At 55.2% G+C, this 15,619-nt stretch carries 22 protein-coding genes; 8 read left to right on the forward strand and 14 right to left on the reverse strand.

Annotated elements, in window-relative coordinates:
- Positions 1-16 precede the first annotated feature (16 nt).
- The 10 genes from AC2FJB_RS06610 to AC2FJB_RS06655 form a co-directional block, all read right to left on the reverse strand.
- Positions 17-724, reverse strand: coding sequence for a c-type cytochrome (locus AC2FJB_RS06610; protein ID WP_496717660.1), 708 nt, complete (start codon positions 722-724; stop codon positions 17-19).
- A 2-nt stretch (positions 725-726) separates the two neighbouring features.
- On the reverse strand, positions 727-2,052 hold the full coding sequence (locus AC2FJB_RS06615; protein WP_496717661.1) for a c-type cytochrome: 1,326 nt from the start codon (positions 2,050-2,052) through the stop codon (positions 727-729).
- Positions 2,036-3,298: a sulfite dehydrogenase gene (gene soxC, locus AC2FJB_RS06620; protein ID WP_496717662.1), complete on the reverse strand. Its 1,263-nt coding sequence runs from the start codon at positions 3,296-3,298 to the stop codon at positions 2,036-2,038. The genes AC2FJB_RS06615 and soxC overlap by 17 nt, the downstream gene beginning before the upstream one ends.
- A 24-nt stretch (positions 3,299-3,322) precedes the next feature.
- On the reverse strand, positions 3,323-5,020 hold the full coding sequence (gene soxB, locus AC2FJB_RS06625; protein ID WP_496717664.1) for a thiosulfohydrolase SoxB: 1,698 nt from the start codon (positions 5,018-5,020) through the stop codon (positions 3,323-3,325).
- A gap of 87 nt (positions 5,021-5,107) precedes the next feature.
- The gene (soxA, locus tag AC2FJB_RS06630; protein ID WP_496717665.1) at positions 5,108-5,953 is read right to left on the reverse strand and encodes a sulfur oxidation c-type cytochrome SoxA; all 846 of its coding nucleotides are present in this window, start codon (positions 5,951-5,953) and stop codon (positions 5,108-5,110) included.
- 70 nt (positions 5,954-6,023) lie between these two features.
- A complete protein-coding gene (gene soxZ / locus AC2FJB_RS06635; protein WP_117869618.1) occupies positions 6,024-6,353 on the reverse strand; it encodes a thiosulfate oxidation carrier complex protein SoxZ in 330 nt (109 codons plus the stop codon).
- A gap of 36 nt (positions 6,354-6,389) precedes the next feature.
- Positions 6,390-6,806: a thiosulfate oxidation carrier protein SoxY gene (gene soxY / locus AC2FJB_RS06640; protein WP_117869619.1), complete on the reverse strand. Its 417-nt coding sequence runs from the start codon at positions 6,804-6,806 to the stop codon at positions 6,390-6,392.
- Positions 6,807-6,852: 46 nt separating this feature from the next.
- A complete protein-coding gene (gene soxX / locus AC2FJB_RS06645) occupies positions 6,853-7,329 on the reverse strand; it encodes a sulfur oxidation c-type cytochrome SoxX (RefSeq protein ID WP_299898760.1) in 477 nt (158 codons plus the stop codon).
- A gap of 131 nt (positions 7,330-7,460) precedes the next feature.
- Complete coding sequence (locus tag AC2FJB_RS06650) at positions 7,461-8,039, reverse strand: thioredoxin family protein (protein WP_496717666.1); 579 nt, start codon at positions 8,037-8,039, stop codon at positions 7,461-7,463.
- Positions 8,040-8,053: 14 nt separating this feature from the next.
- Positions 8,054-8,794 (reverse strand): cytochrome c biogenesis CcdA family protein, encoded by a 741-nt coding sequence (locus AC2FJB_RS06655; RefSeq protein ID WP_117869622.1) that lies wholly within the window; start codon positions 8,792-8,794, stop codon positions 8,054-8,056.
- Positions 8,795-8,874: 80 nt separating this feature from the next.
- Here AC2FJB_RS06655 and AC2FJB_RS06660 point away from each other — a divergent pair, with 80 nt between their 5' ends.
- From AC2FJB_RS06660 to AC2FJB_RS06670, 3 genes are all read left to right on the forward strand, one after another.
- Entirely contained in the window at positions 8,875-9,249 is a 375-nt protein-coding gene (locus tag AC2FJB_RS06660) for a thioredoxin domain-containing protein (RefSeq protein ID WP_117869623.1), read from the forward strand.
- A 100-nt stretch (positions 9,250-9,349) separates the two neighbouring features.
- Complete coding sequence (locus AC2FJB_RS06665) at positions 9,350-9,658, forward strand: ArsR/SmtB family transcription factor (protein ID WP_117872807.1); 309 nt, start codon at positions 9,350-9,352, stop codon at positions 9,656-9,658.
- A 41-nt stretch (positions 9,659-9,699) separates the two neighbouring features.
- The gene (locus AC2FJB_RS06670; protein WP_117869624.1) at positions 9,700-10,761 is read left to right on the forward strand and encodes a YeeE/YedE family protein; all 1,062 of its coding nucleotides are present in this window, start codon (positions 9,700-9,702) and stop codon (positions 10,759-10,761) included.
- A 143-nt stretch (positions 10,762-10,904) separates the two neighbouring features.
- On the opposite strand, the gene AC2FJB_RS06675 is transcribed toward AC2FJB_RS06670, so the two are convergent.
- Positions 10,905-11,168 carry a DUF2312 domain-containing protein gene (locus tag AC2FJB_RS06675; protein ID WP_117869625.1) on the reverse strand — a complete coding sequence of 88 codons (264 nt, stop codon included), beginning with the start codon at positions 11,166-11,168 and terminating at the stop codon, positions 10,905-10,907.
- A gap of 79 nt (positions 11,169-11,247) precedes the next feature.
- The gene (locus tag AC2FJB_RS06680; RefSeq protein ID WP_117869626.1) at positions 11,248-11,439 is read right to left on the reverse strand and encodes a GapR family DNA-binding domain-containing protein; all 192 of its coding nucleotides are present in this window, start codon (positions 11,437-11,439) and stop codon (positions 11,248-11,250) included.
- Between the two features lie 150 nt (positions 11,440-11,589).
- Here AC2FJB_RS06680 and AC2FJB_RS06685 point away from each other — a divergent pair, with 150 nt between their 5' ends.
- Positions 11,590-11,808, forward strand: a complete 219-nt coding sequence (locus AC2FJB_RS06685; protein ID WP_117872808.1) for a hypothetical protein — start codon at positions 11,590-11,592, stop codon at positions 11,806-11,808.
- 9 nt (positions 11,809-11,817) lie between these two features.
- Here AC2FJB_RS06685 and AC2FJB_RS06690 read toward each other — a convergent pair whose 3' ends face one another.
- A complete protein-coding gene (locus AC2FJB_RS06690) occupies positions 11,818-12,033 on the reverse strand; it encodes a hypothetical protein (RefSeq protein ID WP_117869627.1) in 216 nt (71 codons plus the stop codon).
- Between the two features lie 244 nt (positions 12,034-12,277).
- On the opposite strand from AC2FJB_RS06690, the gene AC2FJB_RS06695 reads away from it, so the two are divergent.
- From AC2FJB_RS06695 to AC2FJB_RS06710, 4 genes are read left to right on the forward strand one after another with little or no spacing between them, the layout of a single operon-like run.
- Positions 12,278-13,141: an MBL fold metallo-hydrolase gene (locus AC2FJB_RS06695; RefSeq protein WP_117869628.1), complete on the forward strand. Its 864-nt coding sequence runs from the start codon at positions 12,278-12,280 to the stop codon at positions 13,139-13,141.
- 34 nt (positions 13,142-13,175) lie between these two features.
- Entirely contained in the window at positions 13,176-13,604 is a 429-nt protein-coding gene (locus AC2FJB_RS06700; RefSeq protein WP_117869629.1) for a YeeE/YedE family protein, read from the forward strand.
- Entirely contained in the window at positions 13,604-14,035 is a 432-nt protein-coding gene (locus AC2FJB_RS06705) for a DUF6691 family protein (protein WP_496717667.1), read from the forward strand. The genes AC2FJB_RS06700 and AC2FJB_RS06705 overlap by 1 nt, the downstream gene beginning before the upstream one ends.
- A 9-nt stretch (positions 14,036-14,044) precedes the next feature.
- On the forward strand, positions 14,045-14,476 hold the full coding sequence (locus AC2FJB_RS06710; RefSeq protein WP_496717668.1) for a protein tyrosine phosphatase family protein: 432 nt from the start codon (positions 14,045-14,047) through the stop codon (positions 14,474-14,476).
- Between the two features lie 3 nt (positions 14,477-14,479).
- Here AC2FJB_RS06710 and AC2FJB_RS06715 read toward each other — a convergent pair whose 3' ends face one another.
- Complete coding sequence (locus AC2FJB_RS06715; protein ID WP_496717669.1) at positions 14,480-15,583, reverse strand: FliM/FliN family flagellar motor C-terminal domain-containing protein; 1,104 nt, start codon at positions 15,581-15,583, stop codon at positions 14,480-14,482.
- Positions 15,584-15,619 lie beyond the last annotated feature (36 nt).

Here is a 15,619-nt window from a genome sequence, read left to right on the forward strand (position 1 = left end):
CTCCCCTTAGGCACAGTCACTCTGGATTATTGAAGTAGGCGGCCAAAGCCGCAATCTCGTCATTGCTCAGCCTTCCGGCGATCATTTGCATAACCGGATGTGGCCGCTGTTTGTCCTTGTATGCGTGCATGGCGACAACAAAGTCCTCGTCGGGCCAATAGACGATCGATGGGATGCCTTGGTCACCCCCTTCGATCTGGTGGCACGTCGTACATTCGCTGCTGAGATATGCGCCGTATTCGGGATCTCCCTGAATCGCCAGGATTGCTGGATCGACGGAATGATCCGTACCTTTCGCGGTTGGGTCCGCTTCGGGAATATCACGAGGATTGTCTGAAAACGCCCGCAAATAGGCAATCACGTTGGCACGGTCTTCCGGGTCTTTCAGGCCGCCAAAGCTCATCCTTGTACCCGACGCAAATGCACGTGGATTTTCGATATAGGCCGACAAAGTGTCAGCGTGCCATTCCAGACCTGAATTTCCCGCGCGCATAAGGCTCTTGGAATAATTGAAACCATCGAGACCTGCGGCCTTGCGCCCAAAGACACCATTCAGATGCGGGCCGATTTTGTTTTCAGCTCCTTCGCCAACCTGATGGCAGCCTGTGCATTTGGCGAACACTGTTTTCCCGGCCTCGGCATCACCAAGGTCTTCGGTTGCGTAGGTCGATGTGGCGAAAGCCGCCAGAACCGCCGCGCACGCCACTATGTTCGACCACCGCATGATCAGCTTCCGAACGATTTGAGGTAGACAATCACGGCCTCAATATCATCCGGCTTCCTTAGCCCCGCGAAAGACATTCGCGTGCCCTTCATGTAGTCCTTGGGTTTTGTCAGGAAGGCCGCCATTTCCTCATCCGTCCAAACAAGGCCGGCCTCGGCTGCGGCTTTCATTGCCTTGGAGTATTTGAACCCCTCGACCGATCCTGCATTGGACCCGACAATCCCGTTCAATGCCGGCCCGGTGCTGTGCTTTGCACCTTCACCCACCTGATGGCAGGCTTTGCACTTCTTGAAGACTTTCTCTCCGGCGGCAACCAGTTCGGTCGCGTCGTCAGTCTTTTCGGCTTCTTGAAGGGCCGGTTCCGCCGCGGCTTCTTCCTCGGGCTTTGGTGCTGCGGCCGGAATGAACGACGGGCCGTCCGCAGTGAATGTCGGCAGCCCCTCCACGGTGGCATCATTCATCACCGAGTTCGACCCACCTTCTGGCGGCGTCTCGACCAGAAAAACAGAGCGCATCGCGACAGCGGCCTCTGCCTTGCAGTTCTTCATGCAAGGTTCTTCGCGCCATTCAGCGTACTCGGTCTCGGGTCGCGTATCGACAACAAAACCGTCCTTGTTGTACATCTCGAATTCGGCAAAGTTTTCGTTGCTCAGTTCGAAATCGTCATCCACCAAATCATTTGAATACAGGATGTATGCAACAATCGCATAGGTCTCATCCGCGGTCAAAGTGCCTGCCTCACCAAATGGCATTGATCGGGAAATGTAATCCCAGGCGGTAGACAAATGCGGCCAGTAAGACCCTACGGTCTTCACGGGATCTTCGTTTGCAAGCGTGTCGAACCCGCCGGCAAGAACGGGCCAGTTGTCCACACCTTCAGCAAACTCGCCGTGACATGACGCGCAGCGGTCGGCAAACACTTCTTCCCCGGTCCAAACGTCGCCCGAACCGACCGGCAAGCCACGTCCGTCCGGCAGAACATCAACATCCCAGGCCGCGATCTCCTCCTCCAAGGCGGGGCGTCCAATCCCATATATGCCACCACGGCTCGGTGCAGGTGCGGTCAGGTTCGCCCCATTTGCTAACCGCTCCTCAGCAGCAGCCTGAATTTCCTGGACTTTGAGATCCAGTTGGGCTGCCCTGTCGGCTTCTGCCTGTGCTTTTGTTTGTGCGGCTGCTGCGTGGGCCTCAATCTGACCCACCCGGGTTTCCAAAGTTTCGATTTTCGATTGGCCGTAGTTTCTGTTGGCGAAGACCAACGCCCCCGCAAGCACCAACGCTGTGCCGCCGAATACCGGCAGGAAAACATGACTAAGAGACTTCGACATTCTCAGCGATCCCTTCTGCGCTTACGTACCACGTCTGGATACAGTTGTTGTGATAGACCGAGTTTTCCCCGCGCTTTTCGCGCAGCTGGTCTTTGGTTGGCTGTACGTAGCCGGTCTCGTCTATTGCTCGGGCCTGTAGGAGCATGGGTGCCCCGTCCCAATTCGTGTCGAGATAGAAACGCGACAAAGCCTTGGAGTCGCCCTGCTTGCCAAGGCGTGCCGTTTCCCACGTGATGCCGCCGTCCTTGGATACATCGACACGGGTAATCTGTCCGTGGCCTGACCATGCAAGCCCTGAAATCACCAGCGGCCCGGGCCCATGTTTGATCGGCATTTGCGGGCTGGGCGAGGTTATGACGGATTTCGCATCCATCACCCAAGTCCATTTCTGGGCTGTGCCATCGGCATAAACATCGGTGTATTTCGAAGTTTCTTCGCGGCTTTCGACTGCCCAATCGACAACCTCGATGCGGCGTAGCCACTTGACCCACATGTTGCCTTCCCAGCCTGGCACGACCAGGCGCACGGGATAGCCATGCTCCATCCGCAGGGCTTCACCATTTGCCTTGAAGGCTACCAACACGTCATCCAGTGCTTTTTCCATCGGGATGGAGCGGCCATTGGATGACGCGTCTGCGCCCTCAACATAGACCCATTTGTCGGGTGAGATATCGGCCCCCGCTTCCTGCAACAGCGTGCGCAGCGGAACACCGGTGTATTCCATATTGTGAATCATGCCGTGGGTGAATTGCGCACCGTTGAGTTGCGCGCCTGCCCACTCCATCCCGGTATTTGCCGCACATTCGCAGAAATACACGTGGTTTTCGCGCGGGAAACGTTCGATGTCGTCATACGTGAAGACAAGCGGACGATCGACCAGACCGTTGATCATCAGCCGATAGTCTTCCTTGCGCAGCTCGATTGCGCCCGAGTGATGCCGTTCAAAAGCACATCCCTGGGGTGTGATTGTGCCATCAAGCGCGTGGATCGGAGTAAAGTTGATCGACGAAATCGGAGAGGCGGTCAGCCATTCCACATTGCGGCGCACGACATGGGATTCATAGCTTATCGGCATGCCATAGGGTGCCTCGTCAACGCCTGCACCCGTGTAAGACGCCCAATCCTGAAGCTCTGTTATCAGGGGGTCAGGTGTTTCTGCCACTGCCGCACCTGCAACTGACCCCGCGGCGACCGCGGCACTGCCTTTCAGGAAGGCCCGGCGGGACGGTTTGAACGCGTCATCCATATCTCTTAGGTCTCCATCTGTTTCTCATGCGCCGACGACATCGACGCTGGTGTTCTCTTGCACTGTTACAGTGCCTAGATTGCGAATGTGGTTTTCGACGACATCCCAGATCGGCGGGCCCTCGGTACCTTCGTTGACACTGGCCCACCCCGCCACAACGTAGGTTTTCGACGGATCAATCGCTTCACCTGTCTTGAGCAGGGTCATTTCGCTGATCCGCTGCCCTTGCGGCTTGGTCACGTCGATGCGGTAACCAAGCCCACCGACACGGACCATGTCGCCGCCCTGCTGATAGTAAGGATCAGGGTTGAACAGGTTGTCGCCGACATCCTCGAGGATCACATGGATGAATTCACCTGTCATTTCTGTGCGATATGCATTCGGGTAAGACATCGAGGTGACGTTCCAGATGTCCTCGCGCGTAATCTCCTGCCCCGGCAGGATCGACGGGCCCCATCGGACGCCAGGCGACATGGCAATGTCTGCCTCACGTTCTTTAAGCAGGGCGTCGCAGATCAGATCATCCCAAGTGCCGTTGAAATTGCCGCGACGATAGAGCAACGAGTCCGTTTTACCGATCACTTCGCTGAGCGTCGCCTCATACGGCGCGCGCTGCTCATCTATCAGAGCGGTGATCGCAGGATCCGGAGCTATAACATCAGAGAAAATCGGGATCAGCTTGTGCTTCAACCCCATCAACTGCCCGTCCCGTACATCCAGGTCCACGCGGCTGACGAATTTTCCGTTCGAGCCTGACGCGATGATATGTGTTTTGCCCACCAGAACCGGCTCGGGCAGCGCGTCATGAGTGTGGCCACTGAGGATCACGTCGATCCCCTGCACCCGGCCTGCCATTTTTTTATCTACGTCAAAGCCGTTGTGGCTGAGGACGACGACGACATCGGCTCCGGCATCGCGTACCTCGTCAACCATTGACTGCATGTTCTCATCCCGGATACCGAAAGAGTATTCAGGGAACATCCAGCCCGGGTTTGCGATTGGCATATATGGGAATGCCTGCCCGATAACGGCAACTTTTGCACCGCCCCGGTCAAAGAACTTGTAGGGTTTGAACAATTCCGCAGGTTCATCCCATTCGGCATCAAAAATGTTCTGGCCCAAGGCTGCAAAGGGCAAACCTTCGACGATTTCGTTCACTCTGTCGCTGCCCAGCGTGAACTCCCAATGGAAGGTCATTGCATCAGGTTTCAGCGCGTTCATGACATTGACCATGTCCTGACCGGCCGTCTGGTAACAGGTGTAAGACCCGTGCCAGGTATCGCCGCCATCCAAAAGCAGGGCATCGGGCCGGTCAGCACGGATGGCGTTTATGACGGTAGAAACCCGGTCCAAGCCACCGACCCGACCATAGGTCTTTGCCAGTGCCGCAAAGTCGTCGTAGGTCAGCGCATAGGCGGAAGGGCTGCCATCGTCGATTCCGTAGGCCTTGCGGAACGCAGCCCCCGTGACGTGCGGCATCTGCCCCTTTGCCTCGCCGATACCAAGATTTATCTCAGGTTCACGGAAGAAAATCGGTTTGAGTTGCGCGTGAATGTCAGTGACATGGATCAGGCTGATATTGCCAAAGGTCTCAAACTCTAGCAGCTGATCCTGCGTCAGACTTTGCTGCGCTGCAAGTCTGGCCCAGTTGCCAAACCCGGATGCCCCGTACAGAGCCGATGCCGCCATTGAAACCTGCAAGAAGTCACGTCGAGAAATCATCTTTCAGCTTTCCTATAACACATATAAATGTGTGAATGTTGTTTTCATGAAAAACCCGCGCCGGGCATCGCCAACGCGGGTCATTCGTTACTGGCGCACAGCCGGAGTTTCGACTGAAAGCCCGTTGCTACGCGAGGCAACATAGAGCTCCAGCGCACGGAACTCGTCCGAACCTTCGGCAAAAGTTTCCGCCCGTGTATCACGAATACAACCGCGGAAACGATTGTGTCGCGAGATCAGCTTGGCCTGTTTCAAGCGGTAAGTCGGGAACCCGTTGATCATTCCCTGGCTCAGGTGATCCGCTCGGATCATGTTGCCCCAATTGTCTTCATGACAGTTGGCACAGCTCAGCTCCAACTGACCATAGCGGGTATAATACATTTCCTTGCCCTGTTCCCAATACGGGGCGGCATCACCGTCAATGGCAATGTTCATGGGCATTCCGCGTGACTGCAGACCGATCAAAGCGACCATACCCTGCATATCTCCACCGGACCATTTCCAGGCGTCGGCTTCCATACGCTCCGTGCGGCACTCATTGATCAGATCTTCCATGACCACCAGCTTGCCGGTTTCGTCATCAACCTTTGGCATGGAAGCCTGCAATCCCTTGAAGCTTTCCACCCCGTCGTGGCACGACGCACAACTTTTTTCGGCAGCCCCATCAACCGTCTCAAAGAGGTCGGCGGCCTGGTCGACGAAGATCATCGCCGGATTGTCGAAATCATCGATCTGAAGGGCCTGGGTCTCATTCGTACGGAAATGCCAACCCGAATAGATCGTGTCCAGGTTTTCCAGATGCGCCGGAGCTTCGGTGACCGAGGTCATGTCCAGCTCGCCATTGATCACCAGATTGTCTTCGTCCGGTCCGGCCATTGCTGCCACTGGGAAAACCAGAACTGCCGCGATCGCCGTAAGTGCCTTAGTATTCATTTCGTTCCTCCCTTGGTGGACCAGCGCCAAAATTCATGTCCGGCGCTGATCTGCCTTAGTGGTCGAGCCGTCAGGCGATCTCGATCGATTTTTTCTCGTCGTAGACAGAGCCGTCGTCATCGTACCAGGTGAATACGAACTCACCTGCCTCAGGCACGGTTGCCTCAAACTGGAAATACGGATTGGTTGAAATTGCCGGCTCCATCGTCACATCGACCACCATTTCGCCGTTAAACTCGCAGGTGAAACGGTTGATGATCGACCGAGGTATGACGTTGCCTTCTTTGTCCTTACGCTGTCCGCTTTCCATCTTGTGGCTGATCAGTGTCTTGATCGTGACGGTTTCGCCAGCAGCGGCTTTCTTCGGAACCTTGACGCGGGGTTTCACACCGGATGCCATTGGTTAGTCTCCTGTTCTTCGAGGCATGCGTGGCTATCAGCCGCCGCAGCCGCCGATTGTAACTTTTACGGTCGCGGATGCCTTGGCAAAACTGCCATCTGCCATTTTCGCCACGGCAATTACGTCTTGCGTTCCCGCAAGACGGATGCGGGTTGAAGCGGCTTGTTCAGCAGCCAGCGGGCCGAAATTGAACGTTGCAACGCCCGGTTCGGGGTTGCCTGCGGCCACGATCAGAATCGAAGTGGCACCCGGGGCGCTTACTTCGATCGGTACGGTGTTTCCGTTCTCGGCAATTTCAGGTGCCGTCAGTGTCACACCGCCGTCTGCCACATCCGCCCCACCGGTAAACGCGGCAATCGCATCCTCAGCGGCCGCATTTGCACGGAGCGGCATTATTGTCAGGAACGCGGCGCCCAGCCCAAGGGCCAGAGTCTCGCGGCGAGAGAGTTCCATTTTCAATCTCCTTTGAATCTTCGACAATCACGCTATGAAAGCGCGACTATTGCTCTTTCAGGGTCGCAAGAAACGCGACCACGTCCTCGATATCCTGCGCTGTCAGGATCGGCGTCAGTGGTTCAGTCGGGGCTTTGCCGGTATAGGCATCGCCCGGGCGGATATAGCCGTCATTCTTGTAGAACGCTGGCATTACCGTGCCTTCGAACGTCATTTTTGCATTTGCGACCAATCCGCGAAGCTCGGCCTCAGACCAACGATCACCAGCGCCATCCAGCGTCGGACCGACCTCGCCCTGGAATGGAATGTCGGCCAAAGCCGATACCGCGTGGCACGCCACGCAATTGCCTTTTGACTTATCGCCAACGATAAGTGCGCCATTTGCCGCATCACCGGCGGCGCCGGTCAAAGACACCTCTACCTCACCATATTCACCATAGGTTACGTTTTCCGGGTCTGTCTCCGCTGCAAAAGCGGCACCCCCCGTCATTGCGCAGACCAATGTTAAGAGTCTCAGCTTCATGATCCCTCCCATTTGCTAATACGCCGACGGCGCCTTGCGACCCAAAGCATTTGTGTACCGTAGTCGACGAGTGCGGTCTGTCGCAACATTAAATTCATTACAATGAATTTTTTTATTTATAACCCCGACCCTCAATCTTGCGAAACATTGTTTCGCTCCTGAATGCGTCGCGCGTGATACCGCTGGAAATCTTCACCATTATCAAGTTCGTACCGCTTCTCGTAGACCCAGGTGAAAAGGTCCAAAGTTGTTCCTTTGGCGAACGCTCCCGGCATAACTGCAACCGCAGCTTCAATGGCAGTGACGTCCTCGGGCGCCTCTTCGGGAAGAAATACAAGGGTCGGGGTAAACAGAATCCCCCATTTGCGCATCAGCGCTCTTTGCTCGCACTCTTCCCCATCAAAGTCGGTGGCGGTGGTGCTTCCATGCAAATCCAGTTGGACGACAAAGAAGTTCTCTTCGATGAACGCCGCCAGGTCAGGCTGGGGGAAAACCTCTTCATGCATTTTCTTGCAATAGATGCAGCCTTGTTGCTCGATAAACAAAACCAACCGCTTGCCTTCACCTGACGCCTCTTCAAGATCCTCGCGAAGGTCTTTGAACGTGTCACGCATCCACGGCGTTTTGTGCAACCCATCGTCGCCAATCTCAGCAGCGGAAACTGCCACGCCTACCAAGCACGCCATCAATATTGACAATGTTCGCTTCATGTTTTCCTCCCGTTTTATCCAATGACTGCAAGCCAGGGCATATGGACCAGCATCCATTGGGCGACTTGATTGATGGAGTTGGTTGCGATCAGGACGCCGAACAGGATCAACAACGCCCCCATCACCTTCTCGATCAGAGACAAATGCTTTCTGAACCGTGCCATCCACTGCATGAAGGGGCGAACCAAGAAAGCCGCCAGAACAAACGGCGCGGTCATTCCTACCCCGTAGACGAACAAAAGAACCGCTCCACGCCAAGCCGTCTCGGTTCCGGCCGCTGTAAACAGGATTGAAGCGAGCACCGGCCCGACACAGGGCGTCCAGCCAAAAGCAAATGCCAGTCCAAGAACATATGCTCCGATCAGGCTCACGTTTGATGTCTCGCCGACGTCTGCCCGAAACTGTCTATACAGGAACCCGATGCGAATCAGCCCAAGGAAATGCAAACCCATCGTCACGATGATGGCTGCCGCTATCCAACGAAGGATATCGAAATATTCGCGAACAAGTTGTCCGAATATCGAAGCCGTGGCTCCGAGAGCCATAAAAATCGTTATGATCCCCGCTGCAAATGCGATTGCAGCAAGCGTTGCTCTGCGGCGAACGTTGCCGGAAATAGCTGAATTCGCAGAAATCTGCTCCATCCCGACACCCGCCAGATAACTGAGGTAAAACGGCACAATTGGAAGGATGCAGGGGGACAGAAATGACAACAGCCCTGCGACCAGAGCTCCTGCAAATGTAATGTCGAGCATGGTCAAACCTGTCCTGGCGAGCTATCATTCATACATTCAAAGTAATAAAGATATGTCGCCGCGGTCAATCGGAGCTTGAGATGCGCCACCTTTTCCTGCTTGTACTTGCGATCACGTTGTTTGTGTCTCCCAAGGCTCTACGGGCGGAAATGACACTTCTGATGGCAGAAGAAGATGGGTGTATGTGGTGTGCCCGCTGGGATGCTGAAATCTCGGGGATTTACCCGAAAACACCGGAAGGAAATGCCGCCCCGCTTCAGCGCGTAGACATCCATGCATCCATGCCGGATGGAATCGAACTGGGAAGACCTCTGTACTACACTCCAACCTTTGTCTTGCTGAACAACGGCCGCGAAGTCGGCCGGATCGAAGGGTACCCCGGTGAAGACTTTTTTTGGGGTTTGTTGGGCGTGCTGCTACGTGACGCAGGGGTACAGATTGAGACCTCTGGATAAACGACGGCAAATTACATAAACTGTTTTGAATGCGTGAAGTTGAGAAAGCGAGGCGATCTTGTTGGATAAACCATCGAAACTGCCAGTGTTCACAAAAGACATGTGCGCAGAAGATCTGGACCAGATGATGGAGAATGCGCAAACGGCATCAAACTTCCTGAAGGCTATCAGCCACGAGGGGCGTCTGATGATCTTATGCTACCTGTCCTCGGGCGAAAAGTCCGTCACCCAGATGGAAGAGATGCTGTCAGCGAGACAGGCTGCGGTATCTCAACAATTGTCCCGACTGCGTTTCGAAGGTTTGGTCAAAACACGGCGTGAAGGTAAAACAATCTACTACAGATTGGCTGATGATCGATCGACACAAATATTGGAAGTTGTGTACGACCTCTTCTGCAGGCAGAAGTAAACGCCGATCAAAACGCCGCCAGCTTTGGGAGGAGACTGGCAATGTTCGAAGCATTGGGAGACGCAAATACCGTTGCTCTGATCGGTTTGATTGGTGGAATCGTGTTGGGACTGGCCGCGCGTGTCGGCCGATTTTGCACGTTGGGTGCAATCGAAGACTATCTTTACGCAGATGATGACCGGCGACTGCGCATGTGGGCAATTGCGATCGGTGTTGCAATTGTCGGAAGCCATACCGCAATGGCGTTTGGCTGGCTTGACCCTATCGGAACACGCTACCTTGCGCAGACCTGGAACCCACTCGGGTCGATCGTGGGTGGCCTCATGTTTGGTTACGGAATGGCCATCAGCGGAAACTGCGGCTATGGCGCGCTGGCAAGGTTGGGAGGTGGCGACCTTCGATCCTTCGTCATCGTTCTGATCATGGGTCTTTCAGCGTATGTCGTAATGTCAGGTCCCTTGGCTTATCTGCGGGTTTGGGTCTTCCCGGTGGAAATGGATCTCAGCGGCCCTCAGAGCATCAGCTTCCTTGGTGAACGGTTGACCTCTATTCCAGCCTGGCTCATCGGCTCTGCTGTCGGTGTTGTTTTGGTGATATTCGCTTTGGCGAACCAACAGTTCCGCCGCGCTCCGAAACACGTGTTCTGGGGATCTGTGGTTGGGCTGGCGATCGTTTCAGGCTGGCTTGGCACGAATTGGGTGGCGACACAGGGTTTCGACGGTGAGCCGGTGCAAACTCATACCTTCGCTGCCCCCCTGGGGGACACGATGTTCTACCTTATGACGGCGTCCGGAAACACTTTGTCTTTCGCAGTCGGGTCAGTCTCAGGAGTTCTCATCGGCGCGTTTTTGGGATCTTGGTCAAAAGGCCATTTTCGCTGGGAAGCATGCGAAGATCCACGTGAACTAAAGCGACAAATGCTGGGCGCAGCGATCATGGGACCGGGAGCGATCATCGCAGTAGGTTGCAGCGTCGGACAAGGCATATCCGCCTTCTCGCTTCTGGCCTACAGCGCACCAGTTACATTCGCTGCGATCTTTGCAGGCGCAGCGCTTGGATTGAGACAGCTCGTTTCCGGACTGTCATTCATAACTGAGCGCTGAGTTCAGAACACTATCGAGCCAAATGCCGTAAGAGCCGTCAGTGATACTGATCGGCCCTACATGCGAAATGCAGTTTGATATTTGGAGTATGACCAGATCATTCAGCGGCGCGCCCGAAAGAGTGCTTCAAAAAAGCACCGGCATTAGTTCATGCCCAAGGCTTCCTTGTACATCTCAATAACTGCCTCTTGCTCAGCAATATCATCCTTATCTCTTTTTCTGAGAGAAATGATGCTGCGAAGGGCCTTCACATCGTAGCCACGCGACTTACTCTCTGAATACACTTCTTTTATTTGGTCCGCGATGTCTTTCTTTTCCAACTCCAGGCGCTCGATACGCTCTACAAATTGGCGCAGTTCCCCAGAGGTGACCTTGTAACTTGCTTCTGCTTCTTCAGACATGCTCATCTTTATCTTCCTAATTCTGGACCATCACCGCCAAGAGAATACAGTTTGAACTACTTGTATTCGTCTTAAGTCTTTGTCGTCACGTATATAAAACAGTTTTCCAGTGATGGGTGTGGCCGCGCGACTTGGCTTCAGCCATGACTTCTTTGTGTTGTTCCGTCCGGCGCTTTTTCTCTGCATTCAGACACTCAAACCACTCGATGAACTGACGCAGCTCGCCTGCCATAAAGCGATAGTTGGCCGCGGCCTGATCTTCGATGATGACTTCCATACGCGTCTCTCCCAAAGGCTGAAGTCTGGTGCAGGATGCCGGATACAATGCCGCCGCCCGGGTCGCAAGCACCCAATCTACTAGCGCACTTGTACGATGGGATCCGATCCGCTAAGCGCAGAGGGAGTTTGCGAGGAAATGCAGGGCGTCATGTTCGAATTCATCACCTGGGGCGGTGCGGCCCTTTCACTGGCCGGGCTTGCCGGTCTGGTTTGGTGCATTCTTCGCGTGATGAAGGCGCGCAAGGCCGGTCTGTCGGACGACGAGTTGCGCGCTGTCGTTCAGGGCGTATTACCCTGGAACCTGGCTTCTTTGTTCCTGTCAGTGCTTGGATTGATGCTGGTCATCCTCGGAATATCCTTCGGATGACCGCCCAACTCAAACCGGCAAGTTATCGAACAACGCTTCGATGGCGTCTTCGCACAAGGCCGCATCCAGACGACGCAGTCGGGACGGCACTTGCATCCCCTCCTGCCTCATACGGTCAATAACCTTGCTCACACTTGGTTGAAGCGCCAAGCGCGTATCAAGGGACGCGTTTCTGAGCTTTTGTTCAAGCTGTTCAGCTTCGGAATAAAGACTTTTTGTTGTCATAATACCCTCCCAAGTGTCGTCAGTATTCCAGATTTAGGTAACGGGAATAAGACCCGATAATAATAACCTCACCTTGTGCGGGATATTGCCCAACGCATTTGTAATTTCGGCAATCCGGCGCGGATGGGTTAAAGTTTAATCTGATTTAATCGTGAATGCCTTGACCCGCATCAAATGCAGTTTCGATGTTGCATCACATTCCATTTTGCATATATGATATATGGTAACCGATACGGAGGAAATCATGACACCCGCTGTGAAAGCGTTTTTTGACGATCAGACCTTCACGGTGTCCTACGTTGCTCATGAGCCGCAGGGACGTGCCTGCGCCATCATCGACAGCGTTCTGGATTTCGATCACGCCTCGGGGCGCACGGCGACAAAATCGGCTGACGCAATCATCGACTATGTGCGCGCGCACGATTTAAAGGTCGAGTGGATACTGGAAAGCCACGTTCACGCAGATCACCTGTCAGCTGCCCCCTATCTGCAACAGGCACTGGGTGGCAAAATCGGAATCGGCGCTCAGATCGTCACCGTGCAGGACACATTCGGCAAAGTTTTCAATGAAGGAACCGAGTTCCAGCGCGATGGCAGCCAGTTCGACGCCTTGTTCTCGGAGGGTGACAGTTTTCACATCGGCCAGATGCGAAGCGATGTTCTGCACACCCCCGGCCATACCCCAGCCTGCCTGACCTACGTAATAGGCGACGCCGCCTTTGTAGGAGACACGCTGTTCATGCCCGATTTTGGCACAGCCCGCTGTGATTTTCCCGGAGGGTCGTCAGCGAAATTGTTTGAATCGATCCAGAAAATCCTGTCGCTGCCAGACGAAACACGCATCTATGTCGGGCATGATTACAAAGCGCCGGGCCGTGATGAATACGCGTGGGAAACGACGGTAGGTGAACAGAAAGCGCTAAATGTTCATATCGGACAAGGGCGCAGTATCGAAGAATTCGTGGAAATGCGTGACGCAAGGGACGCCACACTGGCCATGCCACGTCTGATCCTGCCCTCTCTGCAGGTCAATATGCGGGCGGGTCAAATGCCTCCGGCCGATGATCAAGGCGATGTCTTTCTGAAGCTGCCGGTGAACAAAATCTGACGCAAGTCAAACCGATCAAAAAGGATAACTCCACATGAACATCGAGTGGATCTGGGGGCTGTGCGGCGGTCTGCTGATTGGCCTGGGCGGAGCCGTGTACCTACTTGGAAATGGCAGGATCATGGGTGCAAGCGGTATCTTGGGCGGTCTTGTCGACGGTGAGGCCGGCGGTACGTGGCCCGAGCGCCTGGCCTTCATTGCCGGGTTGATCGGTATGCCGCTCCTGCTGCGGCCACTGATCGCTCCCGAGGCCCAAACGCATCTTACCAGCAATCTGGGTCTTGTTGTTCTGGCCGGGCTTCTTGTCGGCGTCGGAACGCGTATCGCCAATGGCTGCACGTCGGGTCACGGGGTCTGCGGCATCTCGCGGTTTTCTCTGCGCGGCATCGTGGCAACCGTATTCTATATCCTAGCTGGGGGAGTGACCCTCGTCCTGCTGCGCCATGTTTGGGAGCTGATCTGATGCGCCTTATCATTGCATTACTTGCCGGATCCCTGTTCGGTGCCGGATTGTTGATTTCAGGTATGACGGACACGACCAAAGTTCAGGGCTGGCTGGATGTATTCGGAAATTGGGACCCGACCCTTGCCTTTGTGATGGGTGGCGCCATCCTGCCGATGCTTGTGGCGTGGAGGCTGACAATCGGTCGCAACGCCCTGACCGGGGACGATTTTCCGCCTCCTGCAAGGCCCGAGGTTGATCAAAGGCTTATCGTTGGTTCGGTCCTTTTCGGGATGGGCTGGGGCTTGGCCGGGCTTTGCCCCGGACCAGCTATGGCCTCGTTGACTTATGGTGGGTTGGGTGGCCTGGTCTTTCTGATTGCGATGGTCGCCGGCATGTTCATGGCGCCTACGCTTGGCGCTCAACTGGACAGAGCCGCAAACGCGGCCTAAGGATCTGATATGGAGATTCGACCGATCACGACCCGCTATGCTGTCTCGCCGCAGATCACGGTAGAAGACGTCCCGGCAATTGCCGAGGCGGGCTTCGTTAAGGTGATCTGCAACCGGCCCGATGTTGAAGTTCCCGCGATCATGCAATCCGACGCAATCGGTGAAGCCGTTCGTGCCGCTGGTATGGAATACGAAGTATTGGAACTGACACACCAGACCATGACGCCCGAGAATGCAAGGCGGCAACGCGAACTGACAGAAAGCTGCGATGGTCCGGTTTTAGCTTATTGCGCCTCGGGCACTCGGTGTTCGGTGGTCTGGGCCCTTGGTCAGTGCGACCGCATGAGTACGGACGACATTCTGACCGCTACGACAAATGCCGGGTATCAACTGGAAAATCTGCGCCCCGCACTGGAGCAATTCCGAAACAGGGCGGACTAAACCTTATTCCGCGTCGGTTTTTGTGTCGGCAGCGTCAAGGCCAGCCAGTTGCGAAATCTCCGCGACCATCCGTTCGGAATCGTTCAGTGACTGATCGTTGTCTGCCAGTTCCAAACCCTCGTCCCCTGTTGCCGGAGGCATCACATCCACCGCATTGGAAACCGATTCGGCCAGGTGGTCGTGCGGCTGCATTCTCCCTCGGCTCTCGATAAACTCCTGCGCATCAGCCCCAGACAAGGCGGGTAGAGCCGCATGTTCGTTCAATCGAACGGCTCGCAAGCCGCCACACTGACCAAGGCGACCAATGCCCGTTGGCGTTCGGTCGATAGTCAATATCTCAGTTCTGTCCAGACGTGCCCCGTGTAGTGGCAATACACTACCGGGTTGAATCGTTGACAGATCGGACAATGGCAGCGACATCCGACACAAAACGGCGTTCAGTTCCGCCCGAACAACACCCGATGATAGCGCAATCCTCGGACCGGCCGTTTCCGTGACCTCATCAACTTTGTCCGGCGCAGCAGGATGATCCGGAAGGAAAATGGATATCTGTCCTTGCTGCACCCCGTTGGCCAGATCAACCGTCAGATCAAAGACATGGTGCGCGTCTGCAGACATGGCCAAAGACAAGCCGCGCGCATCTTCCGAACGTGCGGCAAGCTCATATCCTGTCAGGCAAATCTGCTCGTCCGCAGCGTCTATTAAGCCGGCGGATAGAGTCAGCGCGGATTCGATAAATGGCGCCGCCATGGCGGCGTCCGTATCTGTAAACACCCTTGGTTCGGGATCTCCGGGCAGTACTTCACCGATGGTCTGGGTTTGTACAATGGCGGACACTACGTACGGGTTCAAGCAAATCGCAGCGCGGCCCTCCTGTCCATCAAAAACCAACAGCAGCCAATCCTGACCGACAGATTCCACCAGATCATCCTGAGAGCCGCTGGCTTGCTTTGCACCGATGACAGCCAAGGGAAGGTTCAATCGATCGCTTGCTGCCCGCGCAAACCCCAAGCGCAGCGCCCGCAGAACCGAACGCGGACGATCGCCTAAATCTTTTCGTCCAACAGACAGTTTGCGCGCCAAAGCGGCGCTGACGGTTTGTGACATGGCGCCCGATCACCAGTTGTTCCAATAACTGACTAT

The sequence above is a fragment of the Ruegeria sp. CDSC085 genome, assembly GCF_059610465.1.